Here is a 25,758-nt window from a genome sequence, read left to right as displayed (position 1 = left end):
CGCTGTCACCGAAGCCAGCCCGCGGCACCGTCGCCGCGGCCGTTCCCCGAGGAATCCCGTCATGAGCCTCCCCGAGGTCACCACCGCCGCCGAGACCATCCCCGCCCCGCGCCCGCCCGCCGACGGCGCCATCCCGGCCGCGGCCGTCGACGCGCTGCGCAGCAGGGTCCACGGCCCGGTCTACGCCGCCGGCGACGAGGGCCTCGCCGCCGAGGTCTTCGCGTGGAACGTCGCGGTCACCCACACCCCCGCCGTCGCGGTGGGCGCCACCTGCGCCGCCGACGTCGCCGCCGCCGTCTCGTGGGCCGCCGCCCACGGGCTGCCGGTCGCCGTCCAGGCCACCGGGCACGGGCCGGTCCGCAACGCCGCGGGCACCGTGCTGGTCTCCACCCGCCGCATGCAGGGCGTGACCGTCGACCCGGTCCGCCGCACCGCCCGCGTCGAGGCCGGCGTGAGGTGGGAGAAGGTGCTGGCCGCGGCGGCCGAGCACGGGCTCACCGGCCTGTGCGGCTCGTCGTCCGACGTCGGGGTGGTCGGCTACACCCTGGGCGGCGGGATGGGGTCGCTCGGCCGCCGGTTCGGCTTCGCCGCGGACGCCGTCGTCTCCTTCGACATCGTGACCGCCGACGGTGCGCTGCGCACCGTCTGCGCCGAGAGCGAGCCCGAGCTGTTCTGGGGCGTGCGCGGCGGCAAGGGCAACTTCGGCATCGTGACCTCGATCGAGCTCGAGCTGTTCCCGGTGCGCTCGCTGGTGGGCGGGGGCATCTTCTTCGCCGCGGAGGACGCCGCCGCCGTCGTGCACGCCTACCGCGCCTGGGCGCCGACCCTGCCCGAGGAGGTCGGCACCTCGATCGCCGTCCTGCGCCTGCCGCCGATGGAGGAGCTGCCCGAGCCGCTGCGTGGGCAGACCGTCGTCCACCTGCGCTACGCCTACAGCGGCGACGACCCCGAGGAGGGACAGCGGCTGGTGGAGCCGATGACGGCCGCCGGGCGGGTCGTGCTCGGCTTCATCGGCCCGCTGCTCACCACCGAGATGGACGCGGTGCACATGGACCCGAAGGACCCGATGCCCGGCTGGGAGAAGGGCATGCTGCTCGCCGAGCTGACCGAGGAGACCGTCGACGCGTTCCTCGCCGCGGCCGGCCCGCAGGTCCAGGTGCCGCTGGTCATGGCCGAGATCCGGCAGCTGGGCGGCGCGCTGGCCCGCGAGCCGCGGGTGCCCAACGCCGTCGCCGGCCGGGACGCTGCCTGGTCGGTGCTGGTGCTGGGGCCGGCGGTGCTGGAGCTGGCCGAGGTCCTGCCGCAGGTCGGGCGGGGGGTGCTCGCCGCGCTGGCGCCGTGGGCCGCGCCCGGGTGCATGGTCAATTTCCTCGGCGACGTGGCGGGCCCGGCCGAGGTGGCCGCCGCCTACCCGCCCGCCGTCCGCGAGCGGCTGCTGGCCCTCAAGGCCGCCGTCGACCCGCGGGGGGTGTTCTCCCACGGCTACGCGCTCGACCCCCGTGCCCTCGACCCCCGTGCCCTCGACGCCCGTGGCCTCGACGCCCGTGGCTGAGCGGGACGCCGGGGGGCGCCGGTCCCCGGAGGACCGGCCCCGGCGGCTGCCGCGGCACTACCGCCGGATCCGGCCCGGGTACCCGGCCCCGCGGGACGGCGACCCGGCGGACCGCCGTCCCGAGGAGGGCACCGGGGACGACGAGGACTGAAGCGGAGGGTGGGAGTGCAGGGAACCTGCGCTCCCACCCTCCGCTGCCGTTCAGTCGGGCAGCAGGACGCCGGGGTTGCAGATGCCCTGCGGGTCGAGCCGCTGCTTGACCGCCCGCAGCACCTCCACCCCCAGCGGGCCGATCTCCCGCTCGAGCCACGGGCGGTGGTCGGCCCCGACGGCGTGGTGGTGGGTGAGCGTGCCGCCGGCGGCGACCAGCGCGTCGGTGGCGGCCCGCTTCGCCGTCAGCCACTGCTGGATGGGCAGGTCCTCGTCGCGGTCGGCGAGCACGGTGACGTACAGCGAGGCGCCCGTGGCGTAGCCGTGCGAGACGTGGGTCATCAGCAGCGGGCGGTGTCCCTTCCGGCCCAGCGACTCGTGCAGCGCCGCGCGGACGGCGTCGTACACCGTGGGCAGCTCCGTCCAGGTGGCCGCCGTCTCCAGGGTCTCCACCAGGAGGCCGGCGTCGAGCAGGCTGTCGCGGGTGTAGGGCGCCGCGAACCGGTGCCGCCGCCACGACTCGCCGACCCGACGGCCCAGCCGCACCGCCCCCTCCTCGCGCAGCACCGATGCCGCCGCCTTCCGGCGGGCCCGCACCAGCGGCGGCAGCCCCTCCCAGCCGACCACCAGCAGGCAGCCCTCACCGCGCCGCCGCGCGCGCAGCGAGCCGCGCAGCGCCCGCGCCCCGGGCCCGGACGTCATGAGCAGGGTGGCGCGGGTCTCGTCGGGGTCGGACAGCCGGACGACGTCGGGCAGCAGGTCGTGCCGGGCCAGCCGCTGCAGCCCGGCCAGCCCCGCCGCCCACGAGCGGAACGACCAGCCCTCGTACTCGCAGGCCCGCGCCTTGGGCCGCACGCGCAGCCGGAGTTCGGTGATCACGCCCAGGGCGCCCTCCGACCCCAGCGCCAGGCCGAGCAGGTCCGGCCCGGCGGCCGAGGCCGGTGGCGAGCCGAGCTCCAGCACCCCGGACGGCGTGACCAGGGTCAGCCCGGCGACCAGGTCGTCGAACCGGCCGACGCCGGTGGAGGCCTGCCCCGCCGAGCGGGTGGCGGCATAGCCGCCGAGGGTGGCGTACTCGAAGCTCTGCGGCAGGTGGCCGAGGGTGAGGCCGGAGCGCTCCAGGTGCTCCTCCAGCGCCGGGCCGCGCATGCCCGGGCCGACGGTCACCAGGGACGACGGCACGTCGAGCGCCTGCACCGAGGCCATGCGACGCACGTCCACCGAGATCGACGGGCGGTCGTCGGCGTCGGTGCCCGACAGCCCGCCGACGACGCTGGTGCCGCCGCCGAAGGGCACGACGACGACGCCCATCTCGCTGCACAGTGCCAGCAGGGCCGCGGTCTCCTCGGTGCTGCCGGGGGTGACGACGGCGTCCGGCGCGTCGGAGGCGTCGCCCTCGCGGCGGCGCAGCAGGTCCAGGTAGCTCTTGCCGCCCGCGTGCCGCAGCCGGCTCTTTCGGTCGGTCCCGACGTGCTCCTCGCCGAGCAGGTCGACCAGCCGCTGCCGGCAGTCCTCGGCGAGCCGCGAGGGCGCCACCCGGATCTCGTCGACCGGCACGGGGTGGGTCGGCCGCGACGTCCAGCCGAGCTCCCGGGCGAGGTGCTTGCGGGCCGCCTTGGGCAGCACCTCGGCCACGTCGGGGAAGGTCGCCAGGGCGAGCGCACCGTCCCCGCCGTCGGCCCCGGCGGTCACTTTCGCGTCGCGCGGGCGGGTGGGGGACCCCCAGCCCTGGATCGTCAGTTCCGGCTGCTCGGGCACGGCTACAGTCTGCCGGGTGCTCCGGAGGGGACCGTCCGACGGCGCCGGTGCCGGCGCGCTCTCCCCGGCACGGCGGGCCGCCGACCTCGACGTCGTCGCCGGCGGGCGGGTCGACGTGGCGGTGGTCGGCGGCGGGGTGACCGGAGCCGGGGTGGCCCTGGACGCCGCGGCCCGCGGGCTGTCGGTCGTCCTGCTCGAGCGCGCCGACCTGGCCGCGGGCACCAGCCGGTGGTCGTCGAAGCTCGTGCACGGCTGACCGTGCCGCTGCCCGGTTCCCGGTCGCGGTACGTGTTCGCGCTGCCGCAGCCGGGCGGGCTGGTGTACCTCGGGCTCACCGACGAGCCGGTGCGCGCGAGGTCCCCGACGAGGACCCGCAGCCCAGCGACGCCGAGGTGGCGCAGCTGCTGGCGGCGGTGAACCGCGTGCTGGCCACGCCGCTGACCCGCGCGGAGGTCGTCGGCTGCTACGCCGGCCTGCGGCCGCTGGTGCTCCCCGCCTCCGCCGGGACCGGGCCCGGCGACGCCACCGCCGACCTGTCGCGCAGGCACCTGCTGCGCTGGGACGGACCGGTCCTCACCGTCGTCGGCGGCAAGCTGACCACCTACCGGGCGATGGCCGAGCAGGCGGTGGACGCCGTGGTGGCGCGGCTGGGCCGGCCGGCACCGCGGTCGTGCACCGCGCGCCTGCCGCTGGTCGGCGCGGCGCCGCGGGTGGCGCTGGACCGGGTGGACGCGCCCCGCCGGCTGGTCGAGCGGTACGGCACCGAGGCGCCGGCGGTCGCCGCGCCGGGCGACGAGCCGGTGCTCGAGGGCCGCCCGGAGACGGGGGGAGCTGCGGTTCGCGGTCCGGGCGGAGGGCGCTCGCACGGTGGCCGACCTGCTCGACCGCCGGGTGCGGATCGGCCTGGTGCCGGCCGACCGGGCCCGCGCCGTCGCCGCCGCCGAGCGGGTGCTGGCCGCGGAGCTCTGACCCCCGTTCAGGCCGGCTGGCGGGGCGCCAGGGCGTCCAGGGTGGCCAGCCCGCGCCGGAGACCGACGGCCACGGCCCCCAGGGCGAAGAAGCCCTCGTCGTCGGAGACCGTGCTGCCGCGCAGCAGGCCGACCAGGCGCTCGAGCGCGGTGACCGCGGAGGTGATCCGCTCGTCCCGCTCGTCCGGCGTCGTCCCGTCCGTGCTGTGGTACGGGGTGGCGACCACGCCGGCCAGGCCGTCGAGGGCGTCGGCGAGCACCCACCCGGTGCCGCCGTCCACCAGGTCCACGCCCCGGCGGTGCGGCTGGACCTCCACGACCAGCGAGATGAGGTCGTCGACGAGGACGGCGACCCGGTCGACCGCCCGCGACTCGGCACGGATGCCGGCGGCCCGGCCCTGCCAGCGGCGCGCCCGCGGATTGGCCCGTCGGGCCCGCTCCACGCGGTTCTCGGCCGCGCGCATCCGGTCCAGCTCCCGCTCCAGGCGTGCGGCCCGGTCGGCCCACTCGGCGGCGTCGGGCACCCGGCCGTCGCGCAGGGTCGCGGCCAGGTCGCGGAGGTGGTCGGCGAGCGCGTGGCGGGTGAGGGTGACCTGCTCGATCGCCCGCGTCAGCTGCAGCGGCGGGAACAGCACGGTGGTGACCAGCACGCCGATCGCCGCGCCCAGCAGGGTCAGCCCGGCGTAGCGGAGCACGTAGGCGTCGGGGTCGTCGAGCCCCACGGTGAGCATGAGGACGGCGGCGAAGCTCACCCAGCTCGCCTGCTCCCGCCACAGTCCCCACTGCTCGACGGCGATGGCCAGCGCCACGATGAGCGCGATGGTCAGCGCGTTGGGCACCGCGCGGGTGAGCTCGTAGACGGCGACGGCCAGCGCGAACCCGGTGAGGATCGCCAGCACGCTGCGCCACGCGGCGCTCGCGGAGTCGGCGATGGTGGGGTGGACGGCGATGACCGCGCCGAGCGGGGCGTAGTAGGCGTAGTCCGACAGCATCGGCGGCAGCAGGACGGCGACCTGCCAGGCCAGCCCGGCGGCGACGGCGGCGCGCACGCCCCGCTGCACGGCCGGGCGGCGCAGCTGCACCCAGAGGAACCCCACGGGGGTCCAGGATGACCGGTGCGCCGGTCCCGGCGTCGACCCGCGGGCGTGACCCTGGTCGCAGTCAGGCCACCGGCTCCTCCCGCTGCAGCGCGTCGAGCGCGGTCAGGGCCCGCTCGACGCCGACCGCCACCGCGCTGAGGGCGAGCAGGCCCGGGTCCTCGTCGATCGTGGTGGCCCGCAGCCGGTCGACGAGCCCGGCCAGCGCGTCGCCGGCGGCCCGGACCCGGTGGTCGCGCTCGTCGGGCCGGGCCGCGTCCGCGGCGTGGTAGGGCGTCCGGATGACGCCGGCGACCCCCTCGAGGGCGTCGGCGAGACACCGTGCGGTGTCCAGGTCGGGCCGCTCCCCGCCGCTGCGGTGCGGCTGGTACTCGGCCACCAGGACCGTGACGTCGTCGAGCAGGACGGCGACGCGTTCCAGCGCCCGGGACTCCTCCTGGACCCGGGCCCGCGCGTCCTGCCGGCGGCGGGCCCGCACGTTGGCCCGCTGCGCCCGCTCGACGGTCCGCTGGGCCTCGCGCAGCCGGGCGAGGGCGGCCTCGCGGGCCACGGCCCGCCGCAGCTCCTCCTCCAGCGTGGGCGAGCGGCCCGCCCGCACCTCCGCGGCGGTGGCGGTGAGGTGCTCGGCGAGCAGCGTCCGGGTGGCGTCGATCGCGCGCCGGGCCCGCGTGAGGTTCAGCGGCGGGAACAGGGCGGTGACCAGCACGCCGACCGCCGCCCCGAGCAGCACCAGCCCGGCGTAGGCGGCGACGAAGTCGGCCGGGTCCCCGGCGCCGACGGTGAGCATGAAGACGGCCGCCACGCTCACCCAGCCGGCGCTGTCCCCGAGCAGCCCCCAGCGTTCGAGGCCGACGGCGAGGGCCACCAGCAGGGCCAGGGCGAGGGCCTCGGGCAGCCCGGTGGTCACCTCGTGCACGCCGACCGCGAGCCCCAGGCCGAGCACGATGGCCAGCACCGTGCGCCAGGAGGCGCTCGCGGAGTCGGCGATCGTGGGGTGGACCGCGACGATCGCGCCGAGCGGGGCGTAGTACGCGTACTCGGCGACGGCGGCGGGCAGCAGGACGGCGACCTCCCAGGCGAGGCCGGCCGCGATCGCCGCCCGGACCCCGCGCTGGACGGTCGGGTCGCGGAGCAGGGCGCGCAGGGAGGCCACGGGGCCAGCCTCGCAACGGTCCCGGTGCCCGGCGCGCGCCGTTCCGCATACTGAGAAGCCTGTTCCACTGTGTGGACCCGGCGGTGCAGGCTGACGCGGTGGACACCTACACGCACGGGCACGCCGACGCCGTCCTGCAGTCCCACCGCTGGCGCACCGCGGAGAACTCCGCTCCGCACCTGCTGCCGCTGCTCCGCCCCGGCCTCGACCTGCTCGACGTCGGCTGCGGGCCCGGGACGATCACGGTCGACCTGGCGCAGCGGGTCGCCCCGGGGCACGTGCTCGGCGTGGACGTCTCGCCCGCTCCGCTCGGCGAGGCCCGGGAGCTGGCCGAGCGGCGCGGCGTGCCGGTGACCTTCGCCGTCGGCGACGTCTACGCCCTGGACGCGGCCGACGACTCGTTCGACGTCGTCCACGCCCACCAGGTGCTGCAGCACCTCACCGACCCGGTCGCCGCCCTGCGCGAGATGGCCCGCGTCTGCCGGCCCGGCGGGGTGGTCGCCGTCCGGGACGTCGACTACGCCACGTCCACCTGGTTCCCCGCCGACCCGGGCCTGGACCGGTGGCTGGAGCTGTACTACGGCGTCGCCCGGCGCAACGCCGCCGAGCCCGACGCCGGCCGGCGGCTGCTGGCCTGGGCGCACGCCGCCGGGCTGCGCGACGTCACGGCGACGACGTCCTCCTGGTGCTACGCCTCGCCCGCCGAGCGGGAGTGGTGGGGCACCTCCTGGGCCGGCCGCGCGACGGCCTCGGCGTTCGCGGAGCAGGCGGTGGCCTACGGGCTGGCCACGCGGGAGGAGCTCGAGGAGGTCGCCGCCGCGTGGCGGCGCTGGGCCGCCGCGGACGACGGCTGGCTCGGGATGATGCACGGCGAGCTGCTGATCCGCGTCTGAGCCGGGCACTCTGCGGGCGTCCCTCGTGCGGTGCCGGTCCTGCCGGACCCCGGTTGCACGTGGAACGCCCGCGGAGCGCGGGTCACGCGCCCTGTCGGGCGGCGTTGGCCTGGACGGCGGTGCTCACGTACTGCGCCAGCCCGGGCGCCATCGCTTCGTACGTGGCGGTGAACCGCTCGTCCTCCACGTACACGCGGCCCAGGGCGGCGTGCACCTCGGGGGAGCACTCGTAGAAGTTCCGGCTGATGTGCTGCCGGTTCTCCTCGGCGACGTCCATCGCCTCGGCCGAGTCGGGCGCCGCGCCGGACCGCATCACCGCGACCCACCGGGTGCCGAGGTCCTCCATCTCGGTCCTGATCCGCACCCAGTCGTCCGTGCCGTACGCCCGGGTGCGGCGCTGCGACTGCGCCCACGCCTCGGTGTCGCCCCAGCGCTCCTCGGCCTCGGCCTCGTACTGCCCCGGGTCGTGCTCGCCGAAGACCTCGAACCGCTCCTCGGGGGTCAGGGAGATCCCCATCGCCCTCGCCTCCATCTCCTTCTCGACGGCCGCGACCATCGCCTGCGTCCGGTCGCGCCGGTCGAGCAGCAGCCGGTGCTGCCGGCGCAGGTGCTCGGCCGGGTCGGCGGACGGGTCGTCCAGCAGGGTCGCGACCTCCTCCAGGGGGAACCCGAGCTCGCGGTAGAGCAGCACCTGGTGCAGCCGGTCCAGGTCGGCCGGCGAGTACTGCCGGTAGCCGGCCGGCGTGCGCCCGGACGGCGACAGCAACCCGATCCGGTCGTAGTGGTGCAGCGTGCGCACCGTCACCCCGGCCAGGGCGGCCACCTCACCCACGTTCACGTGGTCCCTCCTCTCTGACGAGGTCGAGTGCACAGCCTGACGTCGCGTCAGGGTCAAGCGCGATCTCGGCCCGCCTGCAGGGGCCCGCGCCGAGCTCGCGAGGCGTGGGGGGCAGGCGGGTCCTCTCGTCGGGCAGGCTCCCCCCGCATGGACGAGAAGGAGGACCTGCTCACCCACCTGCGCGCCCGCCGGGGGGACCTGCTGGCCAAGCTCGACGGCCTCGACGAGTACGCCGTCCGCCGGCCGATGACGCCGACCGGCACCAACCTGCTGGGGCTGCTCAAGCACGTCGCCCACGTGCAGCTGGGCTACTTCGGGGACGTGTTCGGCCGGCCCGGCGGGCGCCCCCACCCCTGGGATGACGGGGGCGAGGACGCCGACATGTGGGCGACCGCCGACGAGACCCGCGAGGCGGTCGTCGAGCTGTACCGGTTCGCGGCCGCCCACGCCGACGCCACGATCGAGGCACTGCCCCTCGACGCCGTCGGGGAGGTGCCGTGGTGGCGGGAGGAGCGGCGCCGGCCGACGCTGCACACCGTCCTGGTGCACGTCTGCGTGGAGGTGGCCCGGCACGCAGGCCACGCCGACATCGTCCGCGAGCTCGTCGACGGCGCCGTCGGCATGAGCCCGGAGAACTCGAACCTGCCCGAGCGCAGCGCCGCGGAGTGGGCCGCCTTCCGCTACCGCGTCGAGGCGGCCGCCCAGCGGGCCGCGGGACGAGGGGTCGCCCCGACGGGTGCGGTCCCGGGCGATGGGTGAGGATCCTCCGCATGGCCGCCGACGACGTCTCACCCGAGGACCCCTTCCCGCGCAAGCGCGTCCGGGTCGACCGGCGGGCGGACGGCAACCTCCAGATGGCCTACGTCGAGGTGGGGGAGGGTGATCCGATCGTCTTCCTGCACGGCAACCCGACGTCGTCCTACCTGTGGCGCAACGTCATCCCGCACGTGCGGCACCTGGGCCGTTGCCTGGCCCCCGACCTCATCGGCATGGGGGACTCCGACAAGCTGCCCGACCCCGGCCCGGGCACGTACTCCTTCACCGCCCACTCCGGCTTCCTCGAGCGCTTCCTCGACGCGGTCGGCGCGACCGAGCGGGTCACCTTCGTGCTGCACGACTGGGGCTCGGCGCTCGGCTTCGACTGGGCGCACCGCCACCCGGGCGCGGTCCGGGGCATCGCGTTCACCGAGGGCATCGTCACGCCGCTGACCTGGGCCGACTGGCCGGCGAACTCCCGGAAGATCTTCCGCACCATGCGCGGCCCGGACGGCGAGGCGGCGGTGCTGGAGAAGAACGTCTTCGTCGAACGGCTGCTCCCCGCCTCGGTGGCCCGCGGGCTGAGCCCGGAGGCGCACGAGCGCTACCGCCGGCCCTTCGCCACCCCGGAGGAGCGCTGGCCCACCCTGGAGTGGCCGCGGCAGATCCCGATCGAGGGGGTCCCCCCGCGGGTGCGCGACGTCGTCGCCCGCTACGGGCAGTGGCTGCGCACGAGCGAGGTCCCCAAGCTGTTCGTCGACGCGGACCCGGGGTTCCTGCTCGTCGGCCGGCAGCGCGCCTTCGTGCGCAAGTGGGCGGCGCTGACCGAGGTGACCGTGCCGGGCTCGCACTTCGTCCCGGAGGACTCGCCGCACGAGGTCGGCCGCGCGCTGGCCGAGTGGATCCCGACGCTGCGCTGAACCGTCCAGGAGCGGTCGGGACCGGATCGGCCGGCGGGGACGCCGGTCAGCGCACCTTCTTCCCGGCCCGCAGGGACTCGGCGGTCTTCGCGATCCGGGCGGTGCGGGTCTCGGGCTTCTTGGCCTCCTCGACCCAGCGCACCCACTCCTTGCGGTGCGACGGGGCCAGCCCGTCGAAGAAGGCCCGCGCGCCGTCGTCCAGGGCGGCCGCGAGGTCCTCGGGCAGCGGGGTCTCGCGGGGTGCGGTGTCGAGCTCGACGCGGACGTCGACCTCCTCGCCGGCCCGCACGCCCGCGGCCTCCCGGTGCTCGGCGGCCAGCGGCACCCAGAACGCCCCGCTCATCGCGGCGACCGTCGTCCGGTAGGTGTGGCGGCCCACGGTCACGACGACGGGCGGCCGCTTGCCGGCACCGAGCGCCGTCACCACGTCGTCGGGGACCTGCAGGCCGGTGGCGGTCTTGCCGCCGAGCACGACGGTCGTCCGGAACTCCATGCGCGCAGGCTAGGGCCTCGGCCGGTCAGGCGGGCTGCGCCTCGGCGGCGGCCACCGTGGGGACGACGCCGGCGCTGCCCGGGAACGACCGGTTGCTGAAGTGCCGCATCTCCGGGCCCCAGCGTCGCATCGCCGAGCGGTGCGGGTCGGTCCGCACGAACGCGAGCATCGCCGCCTGGTCGTCCCACCACGACACGGTCGTGAAGTGGCGGGCCAGGGGGCGGGCCCGGAGGAACAGCGAGCGCGCCCCGGAGGAGCGCATGGCCTGCTTCCGGATGGCCAGCGAGTCGCGCAGGAAGGCGGGGACGTCGCGGAACCGGCGCAGGTGCAGCTGGGTGAGCACCACGACGCCGGGGCCGTCGCCCACGGTCGGGGCCTGCCACGGCAGGTCGGGGATGACGGGCACGGCTCCTCCTCGGATCGGGACTTAACGTGTGTAAAGCAGAGGGTAGGCCGCCGCCTTTACACTCGTAAAGTGCTTTCCGACCCTGCTCCGCGGGCCCCGGGTCGGCTCCGCGCCGACCTGCTGACGGCCGCCGCCACCCTCGTCGAGCGCACCGGCTCGCTGGAGGCGGTGACCCTGCGCGCGGTGGCCCGCGAGGCCGGCGTGAGCGCCCCGGCCGTCTACGGCCACTTCGCCGACCTCGACGCGCTGCTCGACGCCGTCCTCGCGGAGGCCTTCGCCGACCTGCGGGCGGCGATCGCGGCGGCCGTGGCCGAGCACGACGACCCGGTCGACCGGTTGCACGCCGGCTGCCGGGCCTACGTGGCGGCCGGGCTGGCCGCGCCCGGCCGCTACCGGGCGACGTTCGGGCCCCGGCGGCTGCCCGCCGGGCAGGCGGCCTTCGACGTCCTGGTGGCGGCGGTGGCCGCCTGCGTCGCGGCGGGACGGTCGGCGAGCCGGGACCCGCGCGCCGACGCCGCCCTGGTGTGGACGGCGCTGCACGGCGTGGTGAGCCTGCGCTCGGCCGGCCCGGAGCTGCCGGGGCCCGACCTCGGCGCCCAGGTGGGCGCGCTCGTCAGCCGCCTGGCGCTGCTGGTTCCGGAGGGGGACCGGGCGGGCTAGCGGTCAGGTCAGCACGCGCACCGTCTCGACGGCGGCCACGACGGCGAACACCAGGAACAGGACGGCGGCCACCCGGCGGATCAGCGCCACCGGCAGCCGGTCGGCGAGCTTCTTGCCCAGGAAGACGGCGAGGCCGGAGACGGTGAGCAGCGCGGCCCAGGCGCCGATGAAGACCGAGACCGGTGCGTCCAGGCGGGCGGCGAGGCCGGCGGTCGCGAGCTGGGAGAGGTCCCCCCACTCCGCGGCGAAGAGCACGCCGAAGGAGATGGCCGCGGCGCGGAGGAACGACGTCCCCTCGCGGCCGGCGGCGAGGTCCTCGGCCTCCTCCGGTCCGCTGCTCGCGCTGCGCCAGAGCAGCACCGCACCGACCAGGAACAGGACGGCGACCACGCCGCTGACCAGCGCCTCGGGGAGCAGCGACAGCAGGCTGCCCGCGGTGACCGCGATCGCCACCTGAAGGCCGAAGGCCGCCCCGACGCCGACGAACACCGGCCAGTGGGGGAGGCGGGTGGCGAGCACCAGGCTGGCGAAGAGCGTCTTGTCCGGTAGCTCGACCGGGAGGACGAGGACGAACGCGGTCGCGATGACGGACAGGGACAGCACGGGTTCTCTCTTCCGCTCGGCACTGCCGGGCGGGTGCTGGCCCGCCTTCGACCGGCAGCACGGGACTGCACAGGCCGAAGGCCTCGCCCACCCACGCCGGGGCGTGGGCCCGCTGACCGGGCGACCACCACAGGTGGTGCGCCAGCGTGTCGACCAGCGGACGGGGGCTGCTCCCCTTCTCGGCCCGCCAGCGTAGCCGAGCGCCGCCGGAACCCGGGTGCGGGCCGGGGGCGAGCCGCGCTACGGTCCGCGGCATGCCGTTCCGTTGACGCCCGTCCACGACCCCCCTGACCGCTGCGGCCCGGCCGCTGGCCCGGTTGGCCGTGGGCTGGGCCGCTCTCTCCGAGCTGGTCCCCTACTACCCGCTCTACGCGCTGCTCTTCCTCGACACCGGCCTGTCCGACGCGCAGGTGTCCGCGCTGTTCGCCGTCTGGTCGGTGACCGGCCTGCTCACCGAGGTCCCGGCCGGCGTCCTCGCCGACCGCTGGTCGCGACGCGGGGTCGTGGTCCTCGGCGGCGTGCTGCAGGCGGCCGCCTTCGCCGTCTGGACGGCGGCCCCCGCGGCCCCGGCCTTCGCCCTCGGGTTCGCGCTGTGGGGCGTGTCCTCGGCGCTGGTCTCCGGCGCCGCGGAGGCGCTGGTGTTCGACGGGCTGGCGGCCGTCGGCGCGGAGTCGTCCTACACCCGGGTCAACGGCTGGATGACCGCCGCCGAGCTGCTGGTGCAGATCCCGACGGCGGCCGCGGCGAGCGCGCTGTTCGTCCTGGGCGGGTACCCCGCCGTGGGCTGGGTGAGCGTCGGGGTGTGCCTGGCCGCGGCCGCGCTGGCGCTGCGCTTCCCCGAGGCCCGGCACGTCGCCGAGGACGACGACGAGGAGGACGTGCCGCTCCGGCAGGGCGTCGCTGAGGCGCTGCGCCCGGGCCTGCGGCTGACCGTCCTCGCCGTCGCCCTCCTCGGCGGCCTGGACGCGTTCGAGGAGTACTTCCCCGTCCTCGCCGGGGACTGGGGCGTGCCCACCGAGGTCGTGCCGTTCGCCGTCCTGGCGACCGCTCTGGCCGGGGCGCTCGGCGGAGCCCTGGCCGGCCGGGCCGAGCGGCTGCCCGACGGCGCGCTGCCGGCGCTGCTCGCGCTCGCCGGGGTGCTGCTCGCCGTCACGGCGCTGTGGGCCCGGCCGGCGGCGCTGGCCGCGCTCGCCGTGGCCTACGGCATCTACATCGCCGTGCTGGTCGTCGGGGAGGCGCGCCTGCAGCACCGCATCACCGGACCGCACCGGGCGACCATCACCTCGGTGGCGGGACTGGGGCTCGAGCTGGCCTCGCTGCCGGTGTTCGCGGCCTGGGCGCTCGGCGGGCTCGGCGGGGTGGCGGCGGTCTTCCTCGTCGTCGTGCCGGTGGTCGCCGCGGGCCTGCGCCGCCCGCCCGCGGCAGGTCAGGTCACGGGGTAGGCCGCCTCGGCGGCGGCCGTCGCCGCGCGCAGCACCTCCTTGACCGGCGCCGCGAGCCGGGCAGCGAGCGCGGCCACGTCGTCGAACTCCACGCTGACGTTGACCACCCGGCCGTCGAGGACGGCGAGCTTGACGCCCACCCGCCCGCCGAGGACCGCCACCGACGCCGACGCCCGCTCCAGCGCCACCTTGCCGACCGGCAGCACGCGCAGCCCGATCGTCGACGTCGTGGTGAACACGGCGGTGCGGAGCTCGTCGACCGCCTCGGGCGGGCACAGCACCGAGAGGGTGTGCGCCGGGCGGCCCTTCTTCATGAGGATCGGGGTCAGCCAGGCGTCCGAGGCGCCGGCCGCCAGCAGCCGGTCGAGCACGCCGGGCCACAGCCGCGGGTCCAGGTCGTCGACGTTGGCCTCGAGCACCACCGTCGAGGCCGGGGTGGGCCGCTCCGGCTCCCCGAGCACCAGCCGGACGACGTTGGGCAGCTGCTCGGGGTCGCGGGCGCCGGCGCCGGTCCCGACGCGGGTGACCCGCATCGGCGGCAGCGTCGTCCACTCGTCGACCCGGGCCGCCAGCAGCGCGGCGCCGGTGGGCGTACAGGCCTCGGCGGGCACCGGGCCGGCGTGCACCGGCGCCCCGGCCAGCAGCTCCAGCACCGCCGGCGCGGGGACCGGTACGACGCCGTGCGCGCCGCGCACCGAGCCGCTGCCCAGCGCGACGGGGGAGGCGGTGAGCCGCGCCAGCCGCAGGTGTTCGAACGCGGCCACCACTCCGACCACGTCGGCGAGCGCGTCGAGAGCGCCGACCTCGTGGAAGTGGACGCTCTCCGGCGCGACGCGGTGCACCCGGCCCTCGGCCACGGCCAGCCGCTCGAAGACGTCCAGCGCGCCGTCCCGGACCGCGGGGGCGAGGTCGGCGTCCTCCAGCAGCTCGCGGACGTCGGCCCAGGTGCGGGTGTGCGCGGACGGCGGGGCGTGCACGTGCACCCGGGTCGCGCCGAGCCCGTGCCGGCTGACCTGCTCCGCGACCAGCCGGATGCGCTCCACGGGCAGCGCGGCCACCGCGGCGGCCGGGACGTCGAGCGGCACCCCGGCGTCGACCAGCGCGCCGAGCAGCAGGTCCCCGGACGCCCCCGCAGCGAGGTCGAGCCAAGCGATCACATCGCCGTCCTACCGGACGACACCGCGATCAGGTGCCGTCCCCCGCGCTGAGCCGCTGCCCGTGTCCCGGTCGGGAGGCCTCCGGCCCCCGCGACCGGTCCACCCCGGCCGAGTGCCGTCCCCGGCTACCGAGCAGCCGCACGCCGGCCCACGCGCTATCTCCGGGTCCTTCTGGCGATCCGCGCGGCGAAGACGCCGGCGGCGTGGCCGTTGTCGATGTTGCTGACCACCACACCCGGCGAGGCCGAGTTCAGCATGGTGAGCAGCGCGCTGAACCCGCCGAAGGACCCCGGCTGCCCGGTGGAGGTGGGCACGGCGACGATCGGCACGTCGGTCAGCGCGCCGACCAGGCCGGCCAGCGAGGCGTCCAGCCCGGCGACGACGACCAGGCAGTCGACGTCCTCGAGCAGCGAGGGGTCGGCGACGAGCGGGCGCAGCCTGCTGCCGCCGACGTCGTCCACCCGCACCACCTCGGTGCCCGTGACGCGGGCGGCGAAGGCGGCCTCGGCGGCGACGGGCAGGTCACCCCCGGCCCCGACCAGCACGCCGATCCGGCCCACGGGCTCGGGCAGCGGGCCGACCGCCGCGGACATCGACGCGGCGTCGACGGTCGTGTAGGCGTCGTGCTCGCTGGCCAGCGCGACCAGCGTCTCGGCGGTCGCGCGCACCACCACCGCGGGCCGGTCGGGGAACTGCCGGCGCGCTTCGCGGACGAGCGCGAGCACCTGCTCGGTGCCGCGCCCGGTGCCCCAGACGACGTCGGGCTCGGACGGCACCCCCCGGGCGGGCGGAGCCGCTGCCGCCACCGGGCCGGGCTCGGTCGGCCGGACACCCGCGGACGGGAGCGGGCCGAGCGCGGGCTCGGCGGGGCTGCCCAGACCCAGGGGCGGGTCGACGGGCTCGACGAGGAGGGGAGCGAAGCCGCCGGGGTCTCCGGCGGGGTCGTCCAGCGGGGAAGGCTGCACGTCAGGGACCCTATGCGCGGTCGCGGGGGCCTCCGGCGCGTCGGCGGGGGTCGTGTCCTCCCCACCGGGCTCGCCCGTCACAGCAGTTCCCGTCCGCCCCGGCGGCCCGAAGAGGGCGTCGAGCGGGCTGTCCCCGGCCCGGGTCTGGGTGACCGCCGACATCCGGACGACGCGGTTGCGGCCACTGCGCTTGGCGTCGTACAGCACGCCGTCGGCGGCGGCGAACAGGGTGCGCCGGTCGTCGCCGCGGGTCGCCGAGGCGATGCCCACGCTGATCGTCACCGGGAGGTCGACCCCGAGGCCCGTCCAGTCGAACCCGGCGACCGCGCGGCGGGCGCGCTCCAGCGCCCGCTCCGCCTGCTCGGCGGTGGTGTCGGGCAGCAGGATGACGAACTCGTCCCCGGCCCAGCGGCACACCTCGTCGGTGTCACGGACCCCGGCGATGAGCAGCTCGGCCACCGTCCGCAGGACGGCGTCCCCGGTGGGGTGCCCGGCCGCGTCGTTGACCTCCTTGAACCGGTCGACGTCGACCACGGCCAGCGCCGGCGTGGTGCCCGAGGAGAGCAGCCCGTCCAGCCGCGCCTCGGCGTACCGGCGGTTGGGCAGGTGGGTGAGCGGGTCCTCGTACGCCTGCCGGCGCAGCTGCCCGGCGGCCCGCTCGGTCTCCAGCAGGCTCTTGCGCCGGTCGAACAGCTCGACCCAGCGGGTGCGCCGCTCGTCGACCCGGTCCAGCTCGTCGGCCAGGTAGGCCTGCAGGTAGGGGAGGGCCCGGCCGGCGTCGTCCAGCTCGGAGTGCAGCGTGCACAGCTCGCGCAGCGCCGCCCGGCGCACGCGCGGCAGGCCGTGCTCGGTCGCGATGGCCAGGGCCTGCGCGAGCTGCTCGTCGGCGCCGTGGCCGTCGCCCTGGCGGCGCAGCGCGCGGCCCAGCGCCAGCAGGGCCGCCGAGAGCAGGGCCCGGTCGCCGCTGGCCGTGGTGACCCGGACGGCGGCGCGCAGCGGACCGGCGGCCGCGGCGTGCTCGCCGAGCCCGACCAGCGCCCAGCCGTGCACGACCTGGGCGGCGACCACCGCGAGCGTGGACTCCGGCGGCAGCAGGGCCAGCGCGCGCTCGGCCAGCTCCCGCGCCTCGGCGAAGTGCGGCTCCGCCGACTCCGGGACGCCGTCGTCGAGCAGGCCCTCGCCGAGCTCGGCGGACAGCTCACCGAGGCGGGTCGCGGTGCGGGCGACGAGGACGTCGGGGTCGCCGTCCTCGGGGGTCAGCGCGCCGGGCACCGTCGCGGCGGCCACGGCGGTCTCGTGCGCCCGCCGCCGGTAGTCCAGCGCGAGCGGCATGAGCTCGAGGTCGGCCAGCACCCCGGCCAGCGTGCCCAGGGTGTCCACGAGCAGCCCGGACGGCGGGAGCGCGGAGTCCAGCAGGCTGGCCGCCTCGACCGCCTCGTCCATCGCGGCGTCGATGCGGCGGGAGAGCAGCTCGATGCGGGCGTGACGGGCCAGGCCGGCGGCGCGCTGCAGCTCGTCGTCGGCGGCGTCGAAGGCGGCCTTCGCCGAGCGCACCAGCGCGATCGCCAGCGCGGCGCGGGAGGCCGACTCCGACCGCGGGTCGCCGTCCTCGGCGCCGCTCGGCGCGCCGTCGATCAGCTCGGCGACGCCGGCGTGCAGGTCCAGCGCCGGCGGCGAGCCGGTGCCGTGCGGGGGCTCCACCGGGTCGCCGACGAGGGTGAACCCGGCCTTCCGCAGCCGCCGCACGAGCAGCTCCGCCCGCAGCGTGTCGGCCCAGGCACGGCCGAGGTCGGCGGGGGTCTCCGCGTCGCGGTCGCGCCCGGTGGGGGCCACGTAGGGCGAGGGGTCGGACTCGACGTCGGCGAGCAGCTCCTCGGCGTCGTCGAGCTGCCAGTTCGAGAGGGCAGCGGTCACCTGCTGGTGCAGGGCTCCCGGTGGCACGAGCGCACTGTGCACGTCGGTACCGACAGAGTCGAGCACCGGTCGGGGGGCGCGCCGACGGCTGTGACGATCGTCGTCCGTTTCGTCACAGCCGCCCCACCCGGCAGAGGAGCTCACGACGCGCCCTCCACCGGAGCTCGCCCGCCGGGGGCCCGGACCCGGTTGCGCCCGCTGCGCTTGGCGGAGAACAGGTGCAGGTCGGCGGTGTCGAACAGGGACCGCCAGCCCATCGACTCCTCCTCGGCGGCCGGCGCCGTGGCCACGCCGATGCTCACGGTCACCGGCTCGGTGAGGTGCAGGTCGTCCCAGTCGGCATCGGCCACCGCCGCGCGCAGCCGCTCCATGGCGGCCAGCGCCTGCTGCTCGGTCGCGGCGGGCAGGACGACGAGGAACTCGTCCCCCGCCCAGCGGTACACCTCGTCGCCGGCGCGGCTGTGCTCGAGCAGCAGCGCGGCCACCCGGCGCAGCACCTCGTCCCCGTTCGAGTGCGAGGTGTCGTCGTTGACCTCCTTGAAGCGGTCGACGTCGACGACGGCGAGCGACAGCGGCTCCTCGCCCAGGCGCATGCTGGCCAGCCGGCGCTCGGCGCTGCGCCGGTTGCCCAGGCCGGTGAGCGGGTCCTCCATGGCGTGCCGGCGGAGGACGGCGGTCTGCCGCTCCGCCTCCCGCAGCCGGCTGCGCCGCACGAACATCTCCGCCCACAACTGGCGGCCGCGGACGTGGGCGCGGCCGGTGTCGGCCCGGTAGGCCTCCAGCCAGTGCAGCGCCTCGGCGGGCCGGCCCATCGCGGCGGTGCTCTGGCCCAGCTCGAGCAGGCACTGCCGGTAGCGCCGGCGGTCCCCGGTGGCAGCGAACGCCCCGGCGGCGTCCACCAGCAGGTCGGTGGCCTCGGCGCCGTGCCCGCCGCCGGCGTGCGCCTGGTCCAGACGGGTGAGCAACCGGGCGAGCACCAGGTCGCCGTACCCGCGCAGCCAGATCCCGCCGTCCCGGTGGATGCGCCGGTGCGCCCGGCGCATCGGCCCCAGGGCCTCGTCCGGCTCGCCCCGGGAGGACATCGCCCACGCCTGGACGAGGTCCAGCAGGTCCTGGTCGCCGGGCTCGGGCTCCCAGCCCAGCTCCCGCGCGGCCTGCGCGCACTCGACGGCGACCCCGGCCAGCTCCCGCGAGCGGTCGGTGTCCCCACGGCGGTGCAGGGTGTGGGCCAGCTCGGCGTGCTGCTGGGCACACAGCTGCAGCAGCCGCCACTGGTCCTCCGGGCACGGCAGCCGGCCGGCGACCCGGTGTCCGACCAGGGCCTGGGCGACGGCGAGCTCCTCCAGGTCGAGGGCGGTCAGCGTCAGGGACAGCCACAGGTGGGCCTGGTGCAGATCCCGGGAGGGACCGCCGACGGACGGGCCCTCGGTGAGCAGGCTGGCGTCGACGGCCAGCAGCATCGCGGCGTCGAGGTGGTCGGCGGTCACCTCGACGTGGGCCAGGTAGGCCAGCGTGAGGGCGGTCCGGGCGCTGGGCACGCACCGCCCGAGGGCCTCCCGGGCCGCGGACACCCCGGCGGCGGCCCGCTCGCGGTCGCCGTCCAGCAGGCTGCGGCGAGCGGCCAGGGCGTGCCGCCAGGCGATCCAGGCGGGGTCGGCGCTGGCGGCCAGGGCGGCCTCGGCCCGGTCGTGCTCGGCGGTGAAGGCGGTGGGGTCGTCGCGGTCGCTCGCGGCCAGCAGACGCCAGAGCGCCTCATCGAGGCCACCCTCGGTGAGGCGCTCGGGGCCGGGGGTCACGCATGTCCTCCATCGACGGGTGGAGGCGGCCGGTGCGGCCGCCTGCTGCCGGGCGCGACGACGCTCCCCCCGGGTGGAGCGTGCGCCCCGGCCCGGCGCCACTACCCTCGTCGGGTGTCTGCGATGCCTTCGGCTCGGCCCCCGACGCGGTTCGCCTACCTCGGGCCCGAGGGTACCTTCGCCGAAGCGGCGCTGAGCAGTGCCGTTCCCCCTGGGGAGGGGACGCGTCAGCCCGCCGCCAGCGTCGCCGCCGCACTGGCCGCCGTCCGGTCCGGGGAGGCCGACGCAGCCCTGGTACCCCTGGAGAACTCGGTCGAGGGCTCGGTGCCGGCGACCATGGACGGGTTGGCCGACGGCGCCCCGTTGCTGATCACCCGCGAGGTGTTCCTGGCGGTCTCCTTCGTCCTCGCCGTCCGGCCCGGGACGCGGCCGGCCGACGTCCGCTCGGCCGCCAGCCACCCGCACGCGCTGGCGCAGACCTCCCGGCGGCTGGCCGAGCTGCTCCCCGGCGTGGTCCCGCTGCCGGCGACCTCCACCGCCGAGGCGGCCCGGCAGGTCGCCGAGGGCGCCGTCGACGCCGCGGTGTGCGCGCCCATCGCCGCCGAGCGCTACGGCCTGGCCGCCCTGGCGGACGACGTCGCCGACCACCCCGGCGCGGTGACCCGCTTCGTGCTGGTCGCTCCGCCCGGCCCGCTGCCCGCGCCGACGGGCGAGGACAAGACCTCACTGGTCGCCGTGGTGAGCGACCGCACCGGCGCCCTGCTGGAGCTGCTGCGCGAGTTCTCCGTCCGGGGGATCAGCCTGACCCGCATCGAGTCGCGGCCCACGCGGGAGCGGCTGGGCGTCTACTCGTTCTCCCTCGACTGCGAGGGGCACGTGGCCGACGCCCGGGTGGGGGAGGCACTGGCCGCGCTGCACCGGGTGTGCGAGGACCTCCGGTTCCTCGGCTCCTACCCGCGGGCCGACGGGCGGGGCAACAAGCCGGTGCCCGGGACCGCGACCGACCCCGCCTTCGCCGAGGCGGCGGACTGGCTGCAGCGGGTCCGCGCCGGGGAGGTCTGAGGAAGGACCCCGTCCTCCCCCCTTCGCAGGCTCGGGGCGGGCCCCCGGACGGGGCCGCGGGACCGTGCAGGGGCCGGTCAGACGGGCGCCGGCTCGCGGTCGGGCGCCGGGCGCACCCGCCTCCGCGCCGGCCGGCCGGGCCACCACACGCGGTCGCCGAGCAGGGTGACCGCGGCGGGCACGAGCAGCGAGCGGACGACGAAGGTGTCGAGCAGCACGCCGAAGCCGACCAGGAACCCCAGCTGGGTGAGGATCACCAGCGGCAGCACGGTGAGCGCGCCGAAGGTCGCGGCCAGCACCAGCCCGGCGCTGGTGATGACCCCGCCGGTGACGGCCAGCGCGCGCCGGATCCCCTCGCGGGTGCCCGAGCGCAGCGACTCCTCGCGGGCGCGGGTCATCAGGAAGATGTTGTAGTCGATCCCCAGCGCCACCAGGAACACGAAGCCGATCAGCAGCACCTGCGGATCGCTGCCGGGGAAGTCGAAGAGGGAGTCGAAGACCAGGGACCCGACGCCGACCGTCGACAGCACGCTCAGCGCCACCGTCGCGACCAGCAGGACCGGCGCCACCAGGGCCCGCAGCAGCAGCGCCAGCACGACGGTGATGACGGCCAGCACCAGCGGCACGATCACCGCGAGGTCGCGGGCGGCGGTCTCCTGGGTGTCCAGGTCGCTCGCCGTGGCCCCGCCGACCAGCGCCTCCGGGTCGACGTCGCGCACCGCCGTCCGCAGGTCCGCGACGGTGTCCCGGGCCGCCTCGCCGTCCGGGGCGTCGGCGAGGATGGCGTCGAGCCGGACCAGCCCGTCCACCTCCACCGGCCGCCCCGAGCCGGCGCCGGGCCGCTCGCCGGTGAACGGGACGACCCCGGTGACGCCGTCCACGGCGGCGGCCGCGTCGGCCACCGCCTCCCAGCCGTCGGCCGGCGTGACGACCACGGCCGGGCTGGCGCCGCCGGCCGCGAAGTGCCGCTCGAGGGCCTCCTGGCCGGTGGCCGACGGCGAGCCGCCGCGGACGGCGTCGGACAGGGCGATCCCGTCGGCGTCGAACGTGGGCGCGAACGCCGCGAGCACGACCAGCAGGCCGAGGCTGCCGAGCAGCACCCGGCCGGGACGGCGGCCGACGCCGGTGGCGACCCGCTCCCAGCCGCGACCGTGCGCCTGCGCGTCGCCGTACCGGGGTCGGAACGGCCAGAACGCCGCCCGGCCGAGGAGCACCAGCACCGCGGGCAGGAAGGTGAGCGCGGCGAGCACGGCGAACGCGATGCCGACCGCCGAGATCGGTCCCAGGCCGCGGTTGGAGCCCAGGTCGGAGAAGAGCAGGCAGAGCACGCCCAGGACGACGGTGGCGCCGCTGGCCACGATCGGCTCCCACGACTGCCTCAGCGCCACGCGCATGGCCGTGAACCGCGATCGCTCCCGGCGCAGCTCCTCGCGGTAGCGCGCGACCAGCAGCAGGCCGTAGTCGGTGGCGGCGCCCACCACGAGGATCGACGCGATGCCCTGGCTCTGGCCGTTGACGGCGATCCACCCCTCCCGCGCGAGGAGGTAGGCCACGGCGAGGGCCACGACCAGCGCCATCCCCGCGGTGCCGATGACCAGCAGCGGCAGCAGCGGGCTGCGGTAGACCACCAGCAGGATGAGCAGGACGACGCCGAACGCGGCCAGCAGCAGCACGCCGTCGATCCCGGAGAAGCCCTCGGCGAAGTCGGAGAAGACCGCGCCGGGCCCGGTGACGTACGCCGTCGTACCCTCGACGGGCGGCAGTCCGCGCAGCTCGCCGACGACCTCGCCCAGCGTGTCGCCGAGGTCGGGGCTGAAGGGCAGGACCACCTGCGCCGCCGCGCCGTCCTCCGACGGGATCGGCGGGGACGCCTCGCCTCTCAGGGCTCCGGCCGCGTCGGCGATCGACACCGCCTCGTCGGCGCGCTCGGCGACCTCGGCCAGCTGGGCGTCGTCCAGCGCGCCGCCGTCGCCCTCCCAGAGCACGATCACCGGCAGGCTGCGCTCGGTGTCGAAGCCCCGCTGCAGCTCGGTGACCCGCGTGGACTCCGCGCTGTCGGGCAGGAAGGCGGCGGAGTCGTTCTCCTGGACCTGGGTCAGCTCGCCGCTGAGCCGTCCCAGGGGTCCGGCGAGGCCGAGCCAGAGGAGGGCGACGAGAGCGGGGAGCAGCCAGCGGACGGTGGAGCGCATGATGTCCTTCGAGGGTCGACAATCTCGACGATCGAGAGATTACGACGGGTCGGTCCCGCGCGCGAGTGGAGGTGGTGGGTGAGCGAGGTCGTCGCGGCGCGCCAGGAGGTCGCCCTGCTGTTGCGCCGGCTGACCGTCGAGCTGGACGCGGTCGGTCAGCGGTTCGCCGCGGTGCACGCGCTGAACCGCACCGACGTCCGGGCCCTGGTGGCGATCATGGACGCCGCACGGCGGGGCGAGGCGCTCACCGCCGGTGCCCTCGGCGCGGCGGTGCAGCTCAGCTCGGCGTCGGTGACCGCGCTGGTCGACCGGCTGGAGCGGGCCGGCCACGTGCGCCGGGTGCGCGACCCGCGCGACCGGCGCCGGGTCGTCCTGGAGATGTCCGACGCGTCGATGGCCGCCGGTGCCGAGCACTTCGGCGGGCTGCAGCGCGACCTGGTCGGGAGGATGGGCGGCTACTCCGACGAGGAGCTGGCCGTCGTCCGTCGGTTCCTGGAGGAGATGACCGAGGTCATCGAGCGCCACGCCCGCGCCGGGGACGGCCAGGCATAGGAGGCGGTCCCTACGCCCCGGGCCTCAGGACGCACGTGCTGGTTCCTGTGCCTGAGGGGTCACAGGTAGAGGCCGGTGGACTCCTCGATCCGCTCGGCGGCCACGGCGTGCACGTCGCGCTCGCGGAGGATCAGCAGGTCCTCGCCGTGCACCTCGACCTCGTGCTGGTCCTCGGGGGAGAACAGGACCTGGTCGCCGACCTTCACCTGGCGGACGCTGGAGCCGACTCCGCGCGCCTCGCCCCACACCAGCCGCTTGGCCACCTGGGCCGTCGCCGGGATGAGGATGCCGCCGCTGGACCGGCGCTCGCCGTCCTCCTTGCGCAGCGCCACCAGGATGCGGTCGTGCAGCATCTTGATCGGCAGCCCTGAGCCCTTGACGTCAGCCACGTCGATCCACGTTACGCGAGTGAGGACCCCCTCCCACGAGCCCTTCGCAAGCTCAGGCCACGACCGGAGGGGGCCTCATCCCCAGCCGAGCTCGTGCAGGCGCTCGTCGTCGATGCCGAAGTGGTGGGCGATCTCGTGGACGACGGTGATCGTCACCTCCTCGACCACCTCCTCGGCGGTCGAGCAGATGTCGCAGATGGCCTCGCGGTAGATCATGATCCGGTCGGGGAGCGCGCCGCCGTAGTGCCAGCCCCGCTCGGTCAGCGCGTACCCCTCGTAGAGGCCCAGGAGGTCCGGCTCCGCCTCGTTGCGGTCCTCCACGAGGACGACGACGTTGTCCAGCAGCGCCATCAGCTCGGCCGGCACCTCGTCGAGCGCGTCGGCGACGAGCTGCTCGAACACCTCGCGGGGGAGCGGCCTCACCAGGACGTCGGCAGCGGCCGGCCCTCCTCGTACCCGGCCGCGCTCTGCACTCCCAGCACCGCGCGCTCGTGCAGCTCGTCGACGGTGCGGGCGCCCGCGTAGGTGCACGAGGACCGCACCCCGGCGACGATCTGGTCGATCAGGTCCTCGACGCCCGGGCGGGCGGGGTCGAGGTACATGCGCGAGGAGCTGATGCCCTCCTCGAACAGGCCGGCGCGGGCACGATCGAACCCGCTCTGGGTCGCCGTCCGGGCCTTGACCGCGCGGGCCGAGGCCATGCCGAAGGACTCCTTGTAGAGCCGGCCCTGACCGTCGTCGTGGATGTCGCCGGCGCTCTCGTAGGTGCCGGCGAACCAGGAGCCGACCATCACGTTCGCCGCGCCGGCGGCCAGCGCCAGTGCGACGTCGCGCGGGTGGCGCACGCCGCCGTCGGCCCACACGTGCTTGCCCAGGGCGCGGGCGGCCGCCGCGCACTCCTCGACGGCGGAGAACTGCGGCCGGCCGACGCCGGTCATCATCCGCGTGGTGCACATCGCGCCCGGGCCGACGCCGACCTTGACGACGTCCGCGCCGGCCTCGATGAGGTCGCGGGTGCCCTCGGCGGTGACCACGTTGCCGGCCACCACCGGCGCCGACCCGGCCACCGACCGCGTCGCGCGCACCGCCTCGACCGCCTTCTCCTGGTGTCCGTGTGCGGTGTCGACCACCAGCACGTCGACGCCCGCGGCCAGCAGCGCACCGGCCTTGCCGGCGACGTCCCCGTTGATGCCGACGGCGGCGGAGGTGAGCAGGTGGCCGTCGCCGTCGACCGCGGGGAGGTAGAGCGCCGAGCGCAGCGCGCCCTTGCGGGTGACGACCCCGACCAGCCGGTCGCCCTCGACCACCGGCGCGGCGTTGACCCGCTCCTCGGAGAGGACGTCGAAGATCTTGGGCAGGTCGGTGCCGGCCGGGACGGTCAGCGGCTCGGTCATCACCTGCGCCAGCTGGCTGAACCGGTCGACGTCCTGGCAGGCGCCGTCGGTGACGATGCCGACCGGGCGGTGCGCCTCGTCGACGACGACCACCACGCCGTGGGCGCGCTTGTGCATCAGCGACAGCGCCTCGGCCACGGTGGAGGTCGGGGAGAGCGTGATCGGGGTGTCGTAGACCGGGTGCCGCTGCTTGACCCAGGACACGACCTCGGCGACGACGTCCACCGGGATGTCCTGCGGCAGCACGGCCAGGCCCCCGCGGCGGGCGACGGTCTCGGCCATCCGTCGTCCGGAGATCGCGGTCATGTTGGCGACGACCACCGGGATGGTCGTGCCGACGCCGTCCGGGGTGGTGAGGTCCACCTCGAGCCGGGAGCCCACGGTGGAGTGGTTGGGCACCATGAAGACGTCGGCGTAGGTCAGGTCGGTCGCCGGGCGGGTGCCGCCGAGGAAGCGCATGCCCCCAGTGTCCCTGACGACGGCCCACCCCCGGGGGGGGGGGGGGGGGGGGGGGGGGGGGGGGGGGGGGGGGGGGGGGGGGGGGGGGGGGGTGGGGGGGGGGGGGGGGGTGGGGGGGGGGGGGGGGGGGGGGGGGGGGGGGGGGGGGGGGGGGGGGGGGGGGGGGGGGGGGGGGGGGGGGGGGGGGGGGGG

General features: G+C 76.7%; 24 protein-coding genes. 10 read left to right on the top strand and 14 right to left on the bottom strand.

Going from position 1 to position 25,758, the window contains the following annotated elements:
* The first annotated feature begins 61 nt into the window (after positions 1-61).
* On the top strand, positions 62-1,552 hold the full coding sequence (locus ACI782_RS23290) for an FAD-binding oxidoreductase (protein ID WP_456912486.1): 1,491 nt from the start codon (positions 62-64) through the stop codon (positions 1,550-1,552).
* The gene (locus ACI782_RS23285; protein ID WP_456912485.1) at positions 1,545-1,703 is read left to right on the top strand and encodes a hypothetical protein; all 159 of its coding nucleotides are present in this window, start codon (positions 1,545-1,547) and stop codon (positions 1,701-1,703) included. Before ACI782_RS23290 ends, ACI782_RS23285 begins: the two co-directional genes overlap by 8 nt.
* 50 nt (positions 1,704-1,753) lie before the next feature.
* On the opposite strand, the gene ACI782_RS23280 is transcribed toward ACI782_RS23285, so the two are convergent.
* Positions 1,754-3,460 carry an FAD-binding oxidoreductase gene (locus ACI782_RS23280; protein ID WP_456912484.1) on the bottom strand — a complete coding sequence of 569 codons (1,707 nt, stop codon included), beginning with the start codon at positions 3,458-3,460 and terminating at the stop codon, positions 1,754-1,756.
* Between the two features lie 16 nt (positions 3,461-3,476).
* Between ACI782_RS23280 and ACI782_RS23275 the strand changes: the two genes are divergently transcribed.
* Complete coding sequence (locus tag ACI782_RS23275; RefSeq protein ID WP_456912483.1) at positions 3,477-3,716, top strand: FAD-dependent oxidoreductase; 240 nt, start codon at positions 3,477-3,479, stop codon at positions 3,714-3,716.
* Positions 3,717-4,436: 720 nt separating this feature from the next.
* On the opposite strand, the gene ACI782_RS23270 is transcribed toward ACI782_RS23275, so the two are convergent.
* Together ACI782_RS23270 and ACI782_RS23265 are read right to left on the bottom strand one after the other, a co-directional pair.
* On the bottom strand, positions 4,437-5,525 hold the full coding sequence (locus ACI782_RS23270; protein WP_456912482.1) for an FUSC family protein: 1,089 nt from the start codon (positions 5,523-5,525) through the stop codon (positions 4,437-4,439).
* A gap of 64 nt (positions 5,526-5,589) precedes the next feature.
* Complete coding sequence (locus ACI782_RS23265) at positions 5,590-6,678, bottom strand: FUSC family protein (protein ID WP_456912481.1); 1,089 nt, start codon at positions 6,676-6,678, stop codon at positions 5,590-5,592.
* A gap of 98 nt (positions 6,679-6,776) precedes the next feature.
* Here ACI782_RS23265 and ACI782_RS23260 point away from each other — a divergent pair, with 98 nt between their 5' ends.
* A complete protein-coding gene (locus ACI782_RS23260; RefSeq protein WP_456912480.1) occupies positions 6,777-7,571 on the top strand; it encodes a methyltransferase domain-containing protein in 795 nt (264 codons plus the stop codon).
* An 82-nt stretch (positions 7,572-7,653) separates the two neighbouring features.
* Here the strand turns inward: ACI782_RS23260 and ACI782_RS23255 are convergent, their stop codons facing one another.
* Positions 7,654-8,409, bottom strand: a complete 756-nt coding sequence (locus ACI782_RS23255) for a MerR family transcriptional regulator (protein ID WP_456912479.1) — start codon at positions 8,407-8,409, stop codon at positions 7,654-7,656.
* Between the two features lie 147 nt (positions 8,410-8,556).
* Between ACI782_RS23255 and ACI782_RS23250 the strand changes: the two genes are divergently transcribed.
* Both ACI782_RS23250 and ACI782_RS23245 read left to right on the top strand, forming a co-directional pair.
* Positions 8,557-9,168 (top strand): DinB family protein, encoded by a 612-nt coding sequence (locus ACI782_RS23250; protein WP_456912478.1) that lies wholly within the window; start codon positions 8,557-8,559, stop codon positions 9,166-9,168.
* An 11-nt stretch (positions 9,169-9,179) separates the two neighbouring features.
* A complete protein-coding gene (locus tag ACI782_RS23245; protein ID WP_456912477.1) occupies positions 9,180-10,085 on the top strand; it encodes a haloalkane dehalogenase in 906 nt (301 codons plus the stop codon).
* A gap of 46 nt (positions 10,086-10,131) precedes the next feature.
* On the opposite strand, the gene ACI782_RS23240 is transcribed toward ACI782_RS23245, so the two are convergent.
* Together ACI782_RS23240 and ACI782_RS23235 are read right to left on the bottom strand one after the other, a co-directional pair.
* Positions 10,132-10,578, bottom strand: coding sequence for a YdeI/OmpD-associated family protein (locus ACI782_RS23240; protein WP_456912476.1), 447 nt, complete (start codon positions 10,576-10,578; stop codon positions 10,132-10,134).
* A 25-nt stretch (positions 10,579-10,603) separates the two neighbouring features.
* Entirely contained in the window at positions 10,604-10,984 is a 381-nt protein-coding gene (locus tag ACI782_RS23235; protein WP_456912475.1) for a hypothetical protein, read from the bottom strand.
* A 69-nt stretch (positions 10,985-11,053) separates the two neighbouring features.
* On the opposite strand from ACI782_RS23235, the gene ACI782_RS23230 reads away from it, so the two are divergent.
* Positions 11,054-11,644 (top strand): TetR/AcrR family transcriptional regulator, encoded by a 591-nt coding sequence (locus ACI782_RS23230; RefSeq protein ID WP_456912474.1) that lies wholly within the window; start codon positions 11,054-11,056, stop codon positions 11,642-11,644.
* 3 nt (positions 11,645-11,647) lie between these two features.
* On the opposite strand, the gene ACI782_RS23225 is transcribed toward ACI782_RS23230, so the two are convergent.
* Positions 11,648-12,247 (bottom strand): TMEM165/GDT1 family protein, encoded by a 600-nt coding sequence (locus tag ACI782_RS23225; RefSeq protein ID WP_456912473.1) that lies wholly within the window; start codon positions 12,245-12,247, stop codon positions 11,648-11,650.
* A gap of 323 nt (positions 12,248-12,570) precedes the next feature.
* On the opposite strand from ACI782_RS23225, the gene ACI782_RS23220 reads away from it, so the two are divergent.
* Complete coding sequence (locus tag ACI782_RS23220) at positions 12,571-13,689, top strand: MFS transporter (protein ID WP_456912472.1); 1,119 nt, start codon at positions 12,571-12,573, stop codon at positions 13,687-13,689.
* On the opposite strand, the gene larC is transcribed toward ACI782_RS23220, so the two are convergent.
* From larC to ACI782_RS23205, 3 genes are all read right to left on the bottom strand, one after another.
* Complete coding sequence (larC, locus tag ACI782_RS23215; RefSeq protein ID WP_456912471.1) at positions 13,674-14,846, bottom strand: nickel pincer cofactor biosynthesis protein LarC; 1,173 nt, start codon at positions 14,844-14,846, stop codon at positions 13,674-13,676. The genes ACI782_RS23220 and larC overlap by 16 nt on opposite strands.
* Before the next feature lie 155 nt (positions 14,847-15,001).
* Positions 15,002-17,752: a diguanylate cyclase domain-containing protein gene (locus ACI782_RS23210; protein ID WP_456912470.1), complete on the bottom strand. Its 2,751-nt coding sequence runs from the start codon at positions 17,750-17,752 to the stop codon at positions 15,002-15,004.
* Positions 17,753-17,865: 113 nt separating this feature from the next.
* Positions 17,866-19,521 carry a diguanylate cyclase gene (locus ACI782_RS23205; protein ID WP_456912469.1) on the bottom strand — a complete coding sequence of 552 codons (1,656 nt, stop codon included), beginning with the start codon at positions 19,519-19,521 and terminating at the stop codon, positions 17,866-17,868.
* A 123-nt stretch (positions 19,522-19,644) separates the two neighbouring features.
* Here ACI782_RS23205 and pheA point away from each other — a divergent pair, with 123 nt between their 5' ends.
* Positions 19,645-20,583: a prephenate dehydratase gene (gene pheA / locus ACI782_RS23200; RefSeq protein ID WP_456912500.1), complete on the top strand. Its 939-nt coding sequence runs from the start codon at positions 19,645-19,647 to the stop codon at positions 20,581-20,583.
* A 77-nt stretch (positions 20,584-20,660) separates the two neighbouring features.
* On the opposite strand, the gene ACI782_RS23195 is transcribed toward pheA, so the two are convergent.
* Positions 20,661-22,772 (bottom strand): MMPL family transporter, encoded by a 2,112-nt coding sequence (locus ACI782_RS23195; protein ID WP_456912468.1) that lies wholly within the window; start codon positions 22,770-22,772, stop codon positions 20,661-20,663.
* Between the two features lie 78 nt (positions 22,773-22,850).
* Here ACI782_RS23195 and ACI782_RS23190 point away from each other — a divergent pair, with 78 nt between their 5' ends.
* Entirely contained in the window at positions 22,851-23,324 is a 474-nt protein-coding gene (locus ACI782_RS23190) for a MarR family transcriptional regulator (protein ID WP_456912467.1), read from the top strand.
* A gap of 59 nt (positions 23,325-23,383) precedes the next feature.
* Here ACI782_RS23190 and ACI782_RS23185 read toward each other — a convergent pair whose 3' ends face one another.
* The 3 genes from ACI782_RS23185 to ACI782_RS23175 all read right to left on the bottom strand — a co-directional run bounded on the left by ACI782_RS23185 (position 23,384) and on the right by ACI782_RS23175 (position 25,566).
* Entirely contained in the window at positions 23,384-23,713 is a 330-nt protein-coding gene (locus tag ACI782_RS23185; protein WP_456912466.1) for a GroES family chaperonin, read from the bottom strand.
* Positions 23,714-23,788: 75 nt separating this feature from the next.
* Positions 23,789-24,136: a metallopeptidase family protein gene (locus ACI782_RS23180; protein WP_456912465.1), complete on the bottom strand. Its 348-nt coding sequence runs from the start codon at positions 24,134-24,136 to the stop codon at positions 23,789-23,791.
* Entirely contained in the window at positions 24,133-25,566 is a 1,434-nt protein-coding gene (locus ACI782_RS23175; protein ID WP_456912464.1) for a GuaB1 family IMP dehydrogenase-related protein, read from the bottom strand. The genes ACI782_RS23180 and ACI782_RS23175 overlap by 4 nt, the downstream gene beginning before the upstream one ends.
* Between the last annotated feature and the right edge of the window lie 192 nt (positions 25,567-25,758).

It is taken from the genome of Geodermatophilus sp. SYSU D00703 (genome assembly GCF_054050155.1).
Note: the sequence above shows the minus strand (reverse complement) of the source record. Positions and strands in the feature narration are given on the sequence as shown.